This is a genomic window from Oceanospirillum linum (assembly GCF_001995095.2).
Classification (GTDB): domain Bacteria; phylum Pseudomonadota; class Gammaproteobacteria; order Pseudomonadales; family Halomonadaceae; genus Oceanospirillum; species Oceanospirillum linum.
The window spans coordinates 64,725-79,038 of the sequence record NZ_MTSD02000008.1 but is presented as its reverse complement, the minus strand read 5'-3'; the positions used below and the strand labels follow the sequence as shown (position 1 = coordinate 79,038).

Genomic DNA, 14,314 nt, shown 5'->3' with positions numbered 1-14,314 from the left:
CTTACGTGGCTATTCGGAATTAGAGATTTGCTGATTCATATCCAGCGCAGGTTTCTCGCAGCCTGAGCTGCCCACAATTTTCGCAGGCACACCCACGACCGTTGTGTGCGGCGGCACATCTTCCAGCACCACAGAGCCACCACCGACTTTGGCACCGGCACCGATCTCAATATTGCCGAAGATCTTGGCCCCTGCCGCAATCAGAACGCCTTCACGAATCTTAGGGTGGCGATCACCGCAGTCTTTACCGGTCCCACCCAGGGTAACATTCTGCAGAATAGAAACGTCATCCTCGATAACACAGGTTTCACCGATCACGATACCCGTTGCATGATCGAACATGACTCCCCGCCCGATCTTTGCTGCCGGATGAATATCCACCTGAAAAACCTGGCTGATACGACTCTGCAGATAGAGCGCCATAGAGCGACGGCCATGGCACCACATACAATGAGCAACCCGATAAGCCTGTAGCGCATGGAAGCCTTTCAGGTAGAGCAATACAGTGGAAAGCTGAGTAATTGCCGGGTCACGCTCACGGACCGCCACAATATCCTGACAGGTCGAACGAATAATCTGACACTCACTTTCGAAGGCTTCTTCGATGAGTTCACGAACACTGACGGCGGACAGTACATCATCGCCAAGCTTCATCGCCAATAGGTAGGATAGTGCCCCGGCAAGATCATTATGCCCGATGATAGTACTGTGAAAATAACTTGCCAGAAACGGCTCCCGCTCAGCTTCCAGACGGGCTTCCTCTTGAATCTCACGCCATAAGGCCTGTGAATCCAGTTGAACAGGTGCCATAACTCACCTCTAGTCAGATATCCCTTAATCGGGGAGAAAACGAATACTGAAAAAAAACAGTGCAGAAATAAAAACAGGAAGCGATCCACAGCGATACAAGGTTATCACTGCGAACAATGCTTCCTGCCGAGCTTTGATTTTAACGCTTAGTTCTTAAAGTCTTCAAAGAACTTTTTCACCGAATCAAACCAACTATTGGTTTTTGGTGAGTGACGGCCCTGGGTATCTTCCATACTTTCCTTGAACTCACGCAGCAGCTCCTTCTGGCGATCCGTAAGATCCACCGGCGTTTCCACCAAAACCTTACACAGCAGATCACCCTGAGCACCACCACGCACAGGCTTAACACCTTTACCCCGTAACCGGAACAGCTTACCTGTCTGAGTTTCCGCCGGAATCTTCAGCTTAACGCGACCATCCAGAGTCGGCACCTCGAGCTCACCACCAAGGGCAGCATCCACAAAGGAAACCGGCACTTCGCAGTAGAGATCACGACCATCACGCTCAAAGATTTCATGCTGGCGTACACTCACCTGAACATATAGATCACCGGCAGGTCCACCATTGGCACCGGCCTCACCTTCACCGGAAAGGCGAATACGATCTCCGGTATCAACACCTGGCGGGATTTTAACGGACAGGGTTTTCTGCTCCTGAACACGGCCATCACCATGACACTTACGGCAAGGGTTCTTAATCTCAGTACCGCGACCATGACAGCTCGGACAAGTCTGCTGTACAGAGAAGAAACCCTGCTGCATACGTACCTGACCATGACCACCACAGGTTGAGCAGGTCACAGGAGCAGAGCCATCGGCAGAGCCGGTGCCATGACAGCTATCACACTCGACCAGTGTCGGCACCTTAATGCTGACAGTCGTACCGTGCACAGCTTCTTCAAGATTAAGATCCAGACGATATCTCAGGTCAGAGCCACGCTGCGGGGCACTCGGATCATGACGACCACCGCCGCCACCAAAAATATCACCGAATACGTCACCGAAAATATCACCAAAACCACCGGCACCGGCACCACCACCGAAACCACCTCCGCCGTAGCCTGACTGACCATCAACACCGGCATGACCATACTGGTCATACGCCGAGCGTTTTTCCGGGGTCGTCAGAATATCGTAGGCCTCGGTCGCTTCACGAAATTTCTCCGCCGCTTCTTCGTCATCCGGGTTACGGTCCGGATGATATTTCATCGCCAGGCGACGATAAGCTTTTTTAATGGCTTTTTCGTCGTCATCCTTGGAAACACCCAGAATCTCGTAGTAATCACGTTTTGACATTGCTAGCTAACCATAGGTTATGAAAGAGGAAAGGGAGCTGAAAAAGATTCGGATACAAGAACGCGGGAGAGTTTCCCGCGTTCTTGCATTCCTTAGCTTAAAACGACTTATTTTTTGTCGTCTTTAACTTCTTCGAACTCAGCGTCAACCACATCATCTGCTTTAGCAGAACCCTGATCAGCAGCCTGCTCGCCACCCTCACCCTGCTGGGCTTCAGCGGCCTGCTCAGCGTAGAGCTTTTGAGCCAGCTCACCGGAAGCTTCCGTCAGGGCGTTAGTCTTAGCTTTGATATCGTCCGCATCATCACCTTTCAGTGCTTCTTCCAGATCTTTAATCGCCGCTTCGATCTTCTCTTTCTCTTCAGCTGTCGCCTTGTCGCCTGCTTCCTCTAAGGTTTTCTTAGTGGCATGCAACATGGTGTCGCCCTGGTTACGGGTTTGCACCAGCTCTTCAAACTTCTTATCTGCTTCAGCGTTTGCTTCCGCATCCTGAACCATCTGCTCTACTTCGTCATCCGACAGACCTGAAGAAGCCTTGATCACGATGGACTGCTCTTTACCCGTCGCCTTATCTTTCGCGCTTACGTTCAGAATACCGTTCGCATCGATATCGAAGGTAACTTCAATCTGAGGTACACCACGTGGAGCCGGTGGGATATCTGCCAGATCGAAACGGCCCAGAGATTTGTTCTGCGTCGCCTGCTTGCGCTCACCCTGCACCACGTGAATAGTTACAGCAGTCTGGTTGTCGTCTGCAGTCGAGAACACCTGAGACTTCTTAGTCGGGATCGTGGTGTTTTTATCGATAACCGGAGTCGCAACGCCACCCATAGTCTCAATACCCAGAGTCAGAGGCGTTACGTCAAGCAGCAGTACGTCTTTCACGTCACCGGCCAGTACACCACCCTGAATAGACGCACCGATGGCTACCGCTTCGTCAGGGTTAACATCTTTACGTGGCTCTTTGCCGAAGAACTCAGCAACTTTCGCCTGCACCTGAGGCATACGGGTCTGACCGCCGACCAGGATCACGTCATCAATTTCAGACGTGGACAGACCGGCATCTTTCAGCGCGATTTCGCACGGTGCCAGAGAGCGCTGAACCAGATCTTCTACCAGTGATTCCAGCTTAGCACGGGTCAGTTTTACGTTCAGGTGCTTAGGACCGGTGGCATCTGCAGTGATGTACGGCAGATTCACGTCTGTCTGCTGACTGCTGGACAGTTCGATCTTCGCTTTCTCACCGGCTTCTTTCAGACGTTGCAGAGCCAGAGGATCATTATGCAGATCGATACCGGACTCTTTTTTGAACTCGTCGGCCAGGTAGTTGATCACCGCCAGATCGAAATCCTCACCACCCAGGAAGGTGTCACCGTTAGTCGCCAGTACTTCAAACTGGTGCTCGCCGTCGACTTCTGCGATCTCAATGATAGAGATATCAAACGTACCACCACCCAGATCATATACAGCCACAGTGCGGTCGCCGCGGGCTTTGTCCATACCGTATGCCAGAGCAGCAGCGGTTGGCTCATTGATGATCCGCTTAACTTCCAGACCTGCAATCTTACCGGCATCTTTAGTAGCCTGACGCTGGGAGTCGTTAAAGTATGCAGGAACCGTAATAACAGCTTCAGTTACTTCTTCACCCAGATAGTCTTCTGCAGTTTTCTTCATTTTCTTCAGAACTTCTGCAGAGATCTGAGGTGGTGCTTTCTTGTCGCCTTTTACCTCAACCCAAGCATCACCATTGTCGGCTTTAGAGATGGTATAAGGCACCATTTTGATGTCTTTCTGTACAACATCATCTTCAAACCGGCGACCAATCAGGCGCTTAACCGCAAACAGAGTATTATTCGGGTTTGTCACTGCCTGACGTTTGGCAGACTGGCCTACCAGTGTTTCGTTGTCTTCAGTGAAAGCGATAATTGATGGGGTGGTGCGATCGCCTTCAGCGTTCTCAATCACCTTGGCTTTTTCGCCATCCATTACAGCAACACAAGAGTTGGTTGTACCTAAGTCGATACCGATAATGCGGCCCATAATATTCTCCGGTCTTTCAATCTAATTCTGTAGACTTAGCGGCTTTAGCTGTGCTTTTCGCCACTTTTCTTTGCATTTAACTGCTATATGCGGCCTTTACGATTTCTTTCAAGGCCTGCAGATTAATTTTCTTAAGTTTATTCCGACACTATGCCGACTTAGAAACCATCACCATCGCAGGTCGAACAAGGCGACCGTTCAGCAGGTAGCCTTTCTGCATAACTGCGATTACGGTATTTGGCTCTACCTCAGGGTTTGGCACCATCGACATCGCTTCATGGAACTGAGGGTCAAAGGGTTCACCCTGTGGATTAACGGGCTCCACATTGAACTTGCCCAGAGTGCTGATAAACATACTCAACGTCATCTCTACACCTTCCCGAAGTGCCGCGGGGGCATCGTTCTGGTCGAAAGCCTCAATGGCACGCTCCAGACTGTCGATAACGGGTAGCAATTCTTTAGTGAACTTTTCCAGTGCAAACTTATGTGCTTTTTCCACATCCTGTTCAGCACGGCGACGGGCATTCTGAGCATCAGCATGAGCACGCAGCACCTGATCTTTAGCCTGCGCAAGCTGTTCCTCAAGGGCTGCAACCTCATTGGTATCGGTTTCCGCGGCAGCATCTACCACATCACCTTCAATAAGATTTTCCGGGGTAGCCTGCGCATCTTCGGCAGTCTGCTGAGCCTGATCCAGCTCGTCCTGTGCGGTCTTTTTCTGCTCTTCAGTTGTCATTGCGTCAGTTTCTCTCACTTCAGATCTGTTATCACCAATTGCTGAGCTATATTGGGTTTGCCCATTTTTTTTCAACCCTTATACCGGGCTAATTCCCCAGAAATGCTACATTTGATTAAAAAATACCTTCCGGGACAGACTCTCATAGGCACGGAAGAAATAAGCTGCCACCTTCCTGATGCCAATGTTTGCCCCTTACAGTAAAAATACTGTATAAATAGCCATAACCAATTCTTAAAAAAGATGATCACGGGCTGAACACCCCAACTCATGCAGCTTTATCTATAAATCCGGCGTCAACAGCCGGCACGAGGATGCACTGATGCTGACCTATTTGGCGATCAATAATCTGGCTATAGTAGAACACCTGGAGCTTGACCTGCCTTCAGGCATGACCGTGATCACAGGTGAAACCGGTGCTGGCAAGTCGATCCTGCTGGATGCCCTGGGCCTAGCACTAGGTGACCGCGCAGACGCTGACAGTGTGCGGCACAGTGCATCAAAAGCTGAAATTCACGCCCACTTTGATATTACAGCTCTGCCGCAAGCTCAACACTGGCTACAGGAGCAGGAGCTCACCGATGAAGAGCACGCGTGTGAGTGCGTACTTCGCCGTATTATTCATGCGAACGGGCGCTCCAAAGCCTGGATTAACGGTCAGTCATGTTCAGCTCAACTACTGAAGCAACTAGGCAGTCATCTGATCGATATTCATGGTCAGCATGAGCACCAGTCACTACTGCGCAAGGAGACTCATCTGATCCTGTTGGATGAGTTCGGACATCTGGAAAAAGAGGTCACCAGACAGCGCTCTTTGTATAAAGACTGGCAACAGGTACGTAAGCAGCTTGAACAACTGAAAACCCAGGACAGCGAGCAGCAGGCTCGTCTTGAGTTGTTACGCTACCAGGTGGAAGAGCTGGAGCAACTGGGGCTTGAGGAAGGCGAGCTTCAGGGGCTTGAAAATGAGCAGCAGGAACTGGCCAATGCTGAAACACTGATCTCTGAGGGTCAGGCGACCCTCGACCTCTGCGATGGTGATGATGGCGGCGCCCGTCAGGCACTAAATCATGCCTGTCAACGCCTGGGCCAGATTCCCTCTCAGGACCCGCAGCTGACCAATATTGCCCAAATGCTCAATGATGCCCTAATTCAGGTTGAGGAAGCATCCAGGGAACTCAGCTACTTTATTGAACGCTGCGAGCTGGACCCGGAACGCCTGCAGTTTGTGGAGGAGCGCCTTTCCTCCATTTACCAGCTGGCCCGCAAGCACCACATTACCCCGGAAGAGCTATACAATCACAGCCTGACCCTGAGAGCAGAACTGGACAATATCGAGAGCGGCCCCCAGAACATCGATCAACTCGCAGAACAACTGGATCAGCTCACCCATCAATACCGGGAACATGCAGCTAAACTCAATCAGAAGCGGCAACAATTTGCACAAAAACTCAACAAAAGCATCAACCACCAGCTTGCTCAGCTGGGCATGAGCAATGCTCACTTTGAAGTTTCGATCAAAAACAGTGAGCAGTTCCAGCCCACCGGCACGGATGATGTGGAATTTATGATCAGCACCAATCCCGGCCAGCCTGCAAAACCCATGATCAAGATCGCTTCCGGCGGCGAGCTATCCCGGATCAGCCTGGCAATACAGGTGGTCACTGCCCAAACGTCCACCATCCCGACACTGGTGTTCGATGAAGTGGATGTGGGCATCAGCGGCGGTACGGCGGAGATCGTCGGCAAACTCCTGCATAATCTGGCTAAAAAGGGACAAATTCTGTCGGTAACACACTTGCCACAGGTCGCCGCACAGGGTGATCAGCATCTGCATATCAGCAAGCACAGCACAAGAAACACAACTCGCTCACAGATGAACTGGCTGACCGATCAGGACAGAACTACAGAGCTGGCCCGTATGCTGGGCGGCGTCGATCTGACGGAGCAAACTTTAGCCCATGCTGCCGAGATGCTGAAAAACAGCAAAGAGAAAGCCCAGGCCTGACCCTGCCAAGCCGTTTTTATAAACGTAATAAAAATAAGTCAGGGCTGTCTCTTATCTGCCCGATATATTTTATCCGGATTGGGTTTTGCGCCCCAAGGCAGGCCTGAGTTTTGCCAGCCATTTTTAATCCGCATACCCTTGTGCTCACCCGCCTTTAGCGAACCACCCTGAAACCCATTAATCACATAGCGGGCATTTTTAAACCCCTGATCTCTTAGGTATTGCGCACTCGGCAAACCTCGTTCACTACCGGAACGGCACATCGTAATGACTGTCGCGGTCTTATCCAGCCCCCTTGCCTGAAGCGCCTGTTCAACCTGAGCAGCAAAATCAGGATTACGGTAAAGGCGAAAACGGTTTTTCTTCTCATCCCATCCCTGACGGTCCACCATCAGAAAAGGAATATTCAGATCAACCTCATCGGTAAAGCCAACAAACATAATCTCTACCGGATCACGTACATCAACCAGCAATACCGGTGCCTGTGGACCCTTGTTCATCTCATACGCCTGCACAGGCGTTACTCCCAGCTCAGATGCCCGCAGTGCTCCGCAAAACATCAGGGACGATGAGATCAGAGCTAAAGCCATCAATCGTTTTTTCATCTGAAAACCTTTTTGCTTTTCTGAGTCGCCCCTGTCTATCTGGCGGGTGCGACAAAATGACTAGGCGGAAAACTTGAGATTTCACATCAAGCATCCATAATCTAAGCTTATTAAAACAAATACTAATAAAGATATAACTAAATAAAATATAAACGTCAACGGAGGAGCTCAAATGCCCCCATTGAAACACCCCACCCACAATCCCGGACGTCGGCAATTTATCAAATGGGGAATAGGCGGTGCTGCAGCGTCGGTTCTGCCCTTTGGTATCGCGTTTGCCCGACAGAAAACCCAGGCCCGCATCCTGATTTTAGGGGCCGGGGCCGCAGGAACCGCTATGGCCAACCGACTGAATAACGCCCTGTCCGGTGCCAGCATCACCATCGTCGGTAAACGCCCGCAACACTACTACCAGCCAGGCTACACTCTGATCGCCTCGGGTCTTTGGCAAACAGAGCAAGTCGCGACGCCGACCCGGGACTGGCTGCCTTCTGAGATAAGCTGGATCCCATCAGATGTAGCAGAACTCTTTCCGGACAAACGCGCTGTCAGTCTGAAAGACGGTCAGACACTGGAGTATGACCTGCTGGTGGTCGCTACCGGCTGTCAGCTGAACTACTCTGAGATCGAAGGAATGAGCCCGGAGCTGATCGGGCAAAAGGGTATTGGCAGTGTCTACGCCAGCGCCGAAGGTGCTACAGCCACTAACCGGCAGATTGAATCTCTGATCCGTGCGGGAGAAGGCAGGGCGCTCTTCACCCTGAGTGATACCCCGATCAAATGTGCCGGTGCACCGCTGAAGATGACCTTCACCACGCTTTCCCGTCTTGAGGATACCGGCAGACGGGATGCTTTTCAGGTCGACTTCTTTACACCGTTCCAGAACAAGGTTTTCTCTGTCCCTGTGTACAACGATTTCGTTCTGGATCGCTGGCAGGAACAAAACGTGGGTCTATATGATCAGCGTGTACTCACCGCCATTGATGTGGAGAGACAAGAAGCCACCTTCACCACCGCAAACGGTCAACGCCAGCAGGAAGCCTACGATTTTATCCACATAGTCCCGCCCATGAGCGCACCGGATGCGATCCGGCATAGTGAACTTGCCTGGCAGGAAGGGCCTATGGCGCACCAATGGCTGGAGATTGATCAATACAGCCTGCAGCACCGTCGTTATCCGGAAATTTTCGGGGTTGGCGACGTCATCGGCACACCTTTCGGCAAAACTGCAGCCAGCGTAAAAAAACAGGCTCCGGTTGCTGAAGCTAATATCCTGTCTTACCTGGCAGATCGCCCTTTAGCCGCTAAATACGATGGCTACACCTCATGCCCGCTAATTACATCCATCGGCAAAGCGATACTGGCTGAATTTGGTTATGGCGGTGAACTGATGCCCTCCTTCTCCTTTATCGATCCGACAGAAGAATCCTGGGCGGTATGGGTGATGAAAGAGAAGATGCTGCAACCCGCGTATTACGCCATGCTTAACGGTCAGGTATAGGAGGCTAATCCATGACATTTTCAGGCATCATCACCATTGTAATGTACAGCCTTAAACCCTACTGGCCGCTATTATTACTGCTGGCCATGCTATTACTGATCACCCAATGGATGGGCCGAAACAAAAAGGGCTCAGTACCCGGGTATGTTTATGGGCTAAGCCTGGGCATAGGTATCATCGCGGCGCTGCTTGCGCCAGCGATAACACTGTCAAAGCTCAGCTATGTTCAAACAACAACAGATATTCTGGCATTAGTTGCCGTAGCACTGGGTACCAGCCTCTATGCGATATTACTGCTTTCGCCACTGGTAAAGCATCGCGCCTGATACCAACCCATCTGCCCCCGGCGATTACGATAGCCAAAAAAAAGCCTGCCCCCTTTCGGGGAGCAGGCTTTCAGGTACCACATGTAAACTAGCTGTCTTTCTTGCGGACATATAAAACCAATGAGTGATCCACTAATTCGTAACCGTGCTCAGCGACAATTTCATGCTGACGACGCTCGATCTCAGGATCAAAAAATTCAATCACCTCACCACTGTCGACACAAACAATATGGTCATGATGTTCGTCTTTTGCCAACTCAAAGACCGCATGGCCGCCATCAAAATTATGACGTACAACCAAGCCTGCAGACTCAAACTGAGTCAATACACGGTATACAGTAGCAAGACCTACATCTTCCCCTGCTTCCAGTAACGCCTTGTACACATCCTCTGCACTCATATGATGCGCAGCCGCATTCTCCAGAAGCTGAAGAATTTTAATGCGTGGCAGGGTTACTTTCAGACCTGCTTTTTTCAATTCCTGATTTTCATCTGCCATGTTTTTCCCGTCTCGCTTCGCAGTTGGTGCTTATTTCCGGTATTATCCCAAACTTGCACAACAAGGTGAAAGATATTCTCATATGCAAAGACTGATCATTTTAGTCATCTTTTCGTCGTTAGTCACACTTTCCGGCTGTATTTTCCCTGGCGTTTACAAACGGGAGCTTCAGCAAGGTCAGGTTATGACCGATGAGATGATCAATCAACTCCAGCCGGGGCTTACCCGGGAACAGGTGGTTTATGTGATGGGCAACCCCCTGACACCCTCCACTATCAATCCAAATCGCTGGGACTATATCTATTGGTCTAAAGATCCCAGAGATAATGTCACCCAACAAAAAGTAAGCCTGGTGTTTGATAACAACCGGTTGGTTGAAATCAATAAAACACCCTGAGCGATAAGCCTGGAAACAGGGTTAGGTATAAGCTCCCCGGGCCGGCGAACAAAGTCAGCCCTGGGACTTTATGGCATTACTGTAAGCACAGCTTTAAACGGTCAGGCTTTCTTCTGCTTAGCTGCACGGTTGGCCCGTACTTTCTTGGGATCAGCAATAAGTGGGCGGTAAATCTCAACCCGGTCATTTTCCCTCAAAACCTGCTCCTTCGGCGCCTTAACCAGTTTACTGAAAACCCCCAGCGAAACAGTGGCCAAATCAATTTCAGGGTAATGCTGGCTCAGGCCGGAACGTTCTGCTGCCTGCAGTACCGTTGTCCCTTCAGGAACGTAAAGCTCTATAACCTTCTGCTCATTCGGTAGTGCATATACAACTTCCACCCGAATCTGCTTAGCATCCATATTATCGACCATAAACCTCGTCCGCCCGTTTACAAAATGCTTCAACCATCGTGTTTGCCGCCTGATTAAAGATCCCACCAAGAGCCATACTTAACAGTTTTCCGGCAAACTCAAACTCCATGGTCAGAGTGACCTTACAAGCCTCATCTGACAGCGCCTCAAATTGCCAGTCCCCTTCCAGTTTTTTGAAAGGGCCATCCACCAGCTGCAGATGAATATGATGCGGAGCCTCCAGCGTATTACGGGTGGTAAAGCTGTGCTTAATGCCCGCCTTAGAGATCTCCAGCCTACCGACCATATGCCTTTCGGATGACTCAATCAACGTGGCAGCGCCACACCAGGGAAGAAATTTCGGGTAGGACTCACAATCATTTACCAGGTCATACATCTCACGGGCGGAATGCATAACCAGCGCGCTTCGGGTCACCGTTGTCATTTATGACGCTCTCGCTCTCTTCATCTTGACCCTGCCGGGGGAAAACCGACAGCAAACAGGTCAAATCGGTAGCAAAATCGGGCAGCAACAGAAGCTACTGTCCACTTAAAGGCAGAATTGTAGCATGATTTTGATTTTTAACGGTTTCGCCTGATAGCCCTTTGCCTTTCTTAGCCTTATAATAAGATCTATGGCTAAGAAACAGAAAGCAAAAGCAACCAGCTCAACCATCGCCCTGAATAAACGTGCACGCCATGAATTTCATATCAATGAAAAGTTCGAGGCGGGTTTGTCCCTGGGTGGATGGGAAGTAAAAAGTCTCCGTGCAGGCAAAGTCCAGATTACTGAGGGCTACGTCATTATGCACAAAGGAGAAGTGTGGCTGATGGGTGCGCACATTACCCCATTGATCAGCGCTTCATCCCATGTTCTTGCGGAACCAACCCGCAACCGGAAGCTCTTACTTCATAAGAAAGAGATCGCTAAAATCTTTGCAGCAATTCAGCAGAAAGGTCACACCTGTGTGCCAACCGCTCTGTACTGGAAAAATAACAAAGTAAAATGCGAGATCGCACTGGTAACCGGTAAAAAACTGCACGACAAACGCGCGACCGAGAAAGACCGTGACTGGGGTCGCCAGAAACAACGCATTGTGCGTGAACACGCAGGATAAGATAGCCTTATAATTAGGCAATCAAAGGGGAATTCTGTTAGAATGCCCCACTTCTTTGGGGGTGACATGGCTTCGACGCCGGTTTCAAACCCTGAGGTGCATGTCGAGAGGGTAACGTATCTCGTAAATCCAGCGTTACAATTTTATAGTCGCAAACGACGAAAACTACGCTCTAGCAGCTTAATTGCTGCTCCCTCAGACGGAAGATGCCTGTATCTTCTAGACGAGGTATGAGCCCGCGAAACAGGCTCGAAGCAACGTCCGTCTCAGGCCGCGCTTCTAAAACTTTTAGAGACTCGCGCTAGGCAATCCTGTTCGTTGGAGTGCCAGGCGTTAAACTAAAAAACGAAACTAAGCATGTAGAGCCGATGGCAGAGGACTGGCGGACGGGGGTTCGACTCCCCCCACCTCCACCAAACATAGTACCGAGGACTTCCCAGAAGTTCTTTCAAGCCCGCACCCTGCGGGCTTTTTTGTTTATACTGTATTCCTATGAGTCCCGACACATACCCCCAATATCCGGGGGTATGCGGGGGTATTTTTGGGGGTACATTTCCCACCAGAGAAAACCGATACCCCCAAATAGCTATTCACTGGGGGTACAGATGCCACTGACAGCCAAAGCCATAAGCGCAGCACAGCCAAAAGAGAAGGACTACAAACTTTCTGATGAAAAGGGCCTTTATCTGCTGATCACCAAGACCAATAAACGCTACTGGCGTTTAAAGTACCGGTTTGCAGGTAAGGAGAAGGTTTTAGCGATTGGCGTTTACCCGGAAGTCAGCTTGAAGGAAGCACGGGCAGCCAGAGACAAAGCAAGGCAGCAACTGGCAGAGCATATAGACCCATCTATGCAAAAGCAGATAGACCAGATGATTAAACACCAAGAGTCAGACAACAGCTTTAAACGGGTAGCGCTAGAATGGTTTGAAACCAAGATGGCAGACAAAAGCGAGAAACACCGCAAGCGCACTAAAAGCGCCATAGAACGCGATCTGTTCCCTTACATTGGCAAGCGCCCCATATCCGACATTAAGGCCATCGAGTTACTGACGGTGCTGAAAAAGATCATCAGTGAGAGGCAGGCCGTAGAAACCGCCCACCGGGTAAAACAGACCGCCGGACAGATATTCCGTTATGCCATTGCCACCGGGCGGACTGAACGTGACCCCACCCGTGACCTTGACGGATCACTACCCAGCCCGAAAGAAAAGCACCTGGCAGCCATTACCGACCCCAAAGACGTTGGCCGCCTGATGGTGGCAATTGATGAATACAACGCAACCCCGGTTGTTAAAGCCGCCCTACGCTTATCACCCCTCTGGTTCTGCCGTCCGGGTGAGCTGCGCCACATGCGATGGGATCAGGTGAACTGGGAGGAAAAGCGTATCGAGCTGCAAGCCTCAAAGACCCATCAGGAGCACATCATCCCCCTATCACGGCAATCCTTGGAGATACTGGAAGAGCTGGCGCTACACACACGCCACCGGTCGGAGTTTCTGTTCCCGTCTGCCCGTGGTGCCAGCCGCCCTATGTCAGATAACGCTGTAAGAACCGCCCTTCGATCTATGGGGTACGATAACGACACTATGACCGCCCACGGATTCAGGGCAATGGCGCGCACCCTGCTGGATGAGGTTCTGGGATTCCGGGTGGAGTGGATAGAGCAACAGTTGGCACATGCGGTAAAAGACCCCAACGGCAGAGCCTACAACCGGACAAAGCACTTAAATCAGCGTTTCGAGATGATGCAACGGTGGGCCGATTACCTGGATGACCTGAAAGCGCAGGCCCTTACCGGTAACGTGATCAGCGCCAGCTTTGGAGCCAAAGCCGGTTAGAAATAATCCGTGTTTTATTCTGATGTTGGTTTTTTGTGAGGGAACAGGGGGAACACGGGGAACAGCCAGTAACCACGGGGCCTGTAGCCGTTCCCTCATGAAAAAAGCAGAGGGAACAGGGGGAACAGTAAGCCTTTAAAACGTCTGGTGTGATCCCTGTAATACCGATGAAGGCCGAAAAAGGTTGCAAGGTGCCGGACATTTGAGCATCATAAATGCTATCGTGACGAGAGTTGCGAGATCAGCCCCAGTTACCCAGTAGCCGGGGCTTTTTTGTGTCCGGTATCATCCCTGTAATACCGATGAAAGCCGAAAAAGGTTGCAAGGTTCTTAACATTTGAGCATCATAAATGCTATCTTGACGATAGTTGCGAGATCAGCCCTAGTTACCCAGTAGCCGGGGCTTTTTTGTGCCTGATCATAAACCACAGCCACAACCCCGAAGCCCTTACAGACTCTGACCTGTCGGGGCTTTTTTGTGCCTGAAAACCCACCCATAAATCACTGAACCCGCCGCCGTGCGGGTTTTTTTATGCCTGAAAAAAGAGGTACGCCATGACAAAACGCATTCTGAACCGGAAAGAAGTCGAGCAAACAACCGCTCTGACCCGCTCCACCATTTACGCACGGATGAAAGAGGGAACCTTCCCGCAGTCTATCCCCTTGGGTGGCCGCCGGGTCGGATGGCTGGAAAGCGATATTCAGGAATGGATTGAACAGCAGATCAGCAGCAAAGACGCTGCCTAA

The 14,314-nt window shown here is 50.7% G+C and carries 15 protein-coding genes and 1 other RNA gene; 8 read left to right on the top strand and 8 right to left on the bottom strand.

The window, feature by feature from the left end:
* Window positions 1-9 precede the first annotated feature (9 nt).
* From cysE to grpE, 4 genes are all read right to left on the bottom strand, one after another.
* Entirely contained in the window at window positions 10-810 is an 801-nt protein-coding gene (cysE, locus tag BTA35_RS14630; protein ID WP_078320565.1) for a serine O-acetyltransferase, read from the bottom strand.
* Window positions 811-956: 146 nt separating this feature from the next.
* Entirely contained in the window at window positions 957-2,105 is a 1,149-nt protein-coding gene (gene dnaJ / locus BTA35_RS14625; RefSeq protein ID WP_078320564.1) for a molecular chaperone DnaJ, read from the bottom strand.
* Window positions 2,106-2,212: 107 nt separating this feature from the next.
* Window positions 2,213-4,144, bottom strand: a complete 1,932-nt coding sequence (dnaK, locus tag BTA35_RS14620) for a molecular chaperone DnaK (protein ID WP_078320563.1) — start codon at window positions 4,142-4,144, stop codon at window positions 2,213-2,215.
* A 148-nt stretch (window positions 4,145-4,292) separates the two neighbouring features.
* Window positions 4,293-4,880 carry a nucleotide exchange factor GrpE gene (gene grpE / locus BTA35_RS14615; protein ID WP_078320562.1) on the bottom strand — a complete coding sequence of 196 codons (588 nt, stop codon included), beginning with the start codon at window positions 4,878-4,880 and terminating at the stop codon, window positions 4,293-4,295.
* Between the two features lie 322 nt (window positions 4,881-5,202).
* On the opposite strand from grpE, the gene recN reads away from it, so the two are divergent.
* Entirely contained in the window at window positions 5,203-6,888 is a 1,686-nt protein-coding gene (gene recN, locus BTA35_RS14610; protein ID WP_078320561.1) for a DNA repair protein RecN, read from the top strand.
* 38 nt (window positions 6,889-6,926) lie between these two features.
* Here the strand turns inward: recN and BTA35_RS14605 are convergent, their stop codons facing one another.
* Window positions 6,927-7,493, bottom strand: coding sequence for a rhodanese-like domain-containing protein (locus tag BTA35_RS14605; protein ID WP_078320560.1), 567 nt, complete (start codon window positions 7,491-7,493; stop codon window positions 6,927-6,929).
* Between the two features lie 172 nt (window positions 7,494-7,665).
* On the opposite strand from BTA35_RS14605, the gene BTA35_RS14600 reads away from it, so the two are divergent.
* Window positions 7,666-8,994, top strand: coding sequence for an NAD(P)/FAD-dependent oxidoreductase (locus BTA35_RS14600; protein ID WP_078320559.1), 1,329 nt, complete (start codon window positions 7,666-7,668; stop codon window positions 8,992-8,994).
* A gap of 11 nt (window positions 8,995-9,005) precedes the next feature.
* Complete coding sequence (locus BTA35_RS14595; protein ID WP_078320558.1) at window positions 9,006-9,320, top strand: hypothetical protein; 315 nt, start codon at window positions 9,006-9,008, stop codon at window positions 9,318-9,320.
* An 88-nt stretch (window positions 9,321-9,408) separates the two neighbouring features.
* On the opposite strand, the gene fur is transcribed toward BTA35_RS14595, so the two are convergent.
* The gene (gene fur / locus BTA35_RS14590) at window positions 9,409-9,819 is read right to left on the bottom strand and encodes a ferric iron uptake transcriptional regulator (protein ID WP_078320557.1); all 411 of its coding nucleotides are present in this window, start codon (window positions 9,817-9,819) and stop codon (window positions 9,409-9,411) included.
* Window positions 9,820-9,901: 82 nt separating this feature from the next.
* On the opposite strand from fur, the gene BTA35_RS14585 reads away from it, so the two are divergent.
* Entirely contained in the window at window positions 9,902-10,216 is a 315-nt protein-coding gene (locus BTA35_RS14585; RefSeq protein WP_160055243.1) for an outer membrane protein assembly factor BamE, read from the top strand.
* A gap of 101 nt (window positions 10,217-10,317) precedes the next feature.
* Here BTA35_RS14585 and BTA35_RS14580 read toward each other — a convergent pair whose 3' ends face one another.
* Both BTA35_RS14580 and BTA35_RS14575 read right to left on the bottom strand, forming a co-directional pair.
* Window positions 10,318-10,629, bottom strand: coding sequence for an RnfH family protein (locus BTA35_RS14580; RefSeq protein ID WP_238377609.1), 312 nt, complete (start codon window positions 10,627-10,629; stop codon window positions 10,318-10,320).
* Window positions 10,619-11,053 (bottom strand): type II toxin-antitoxin system RatA family toxin, encoded by a 435-nt coding sequence (locus BTA35_RS14575; RefSeq protein ID WP_078320554.1) that lies wholly within the window; start codon window positions 11,051-11,053, stop codon window positions 10,619-10,621. Before BTA35_RS14575 ends, BTA35_RS14580 begins: the two co-directional genes overlap by 11 nt.
* 190 nt (window positions 11,054-11,243) lie before the next feature.
* On the opposite strand from BTA35_RS14575, the gene smpB reads away from it, so the two are divergent.
* From smpB to BTA35_RS14555, 4 genes are all read left to right on the top strand, one after another.
* A complete protein-coding gene (smpB, locus tag BTA35_RS14570; protein WP_078320553.1) occupies window positions 11,244-11,726 on the top strand; it encodes an SsrA-binding protein SmpB in 483 nt (160 codons plus the stop codon).
* Between the two features lie 57 nt (window positions 11,727-11,783).
* Window positions 11,784-12,142: a transfer-messenger RNA gene (gene ssrA / locus BTA35_RS14565) on the top strand.
* A gap of 189 nt (window positions 12,143-12,331) precedes the next feature.
* A complete protein-coding gene (locus tag BTA35_RS14560; protein WP_078320552.1) occupies window positions 12,332-13,567 on the top strand; it encodes a tyrosine-type recombinase/integrase in 1,236 nt (411 codons plus the stop codon).
* A 555-nt stretch (window positions 13,568-14,122) separates the two neighbouring features.
* Window positions 14,123-14,314 (top strand): helix-turn-helix transcriptional regulator, encoded by a 192-nt coding sequence (locus tag BTA35_RS14555; RefSeq protein WP_078320551.1) that lies wholly within the window; start codon window positions 14,123-14,125, stop codon window positions 14,312-14,314.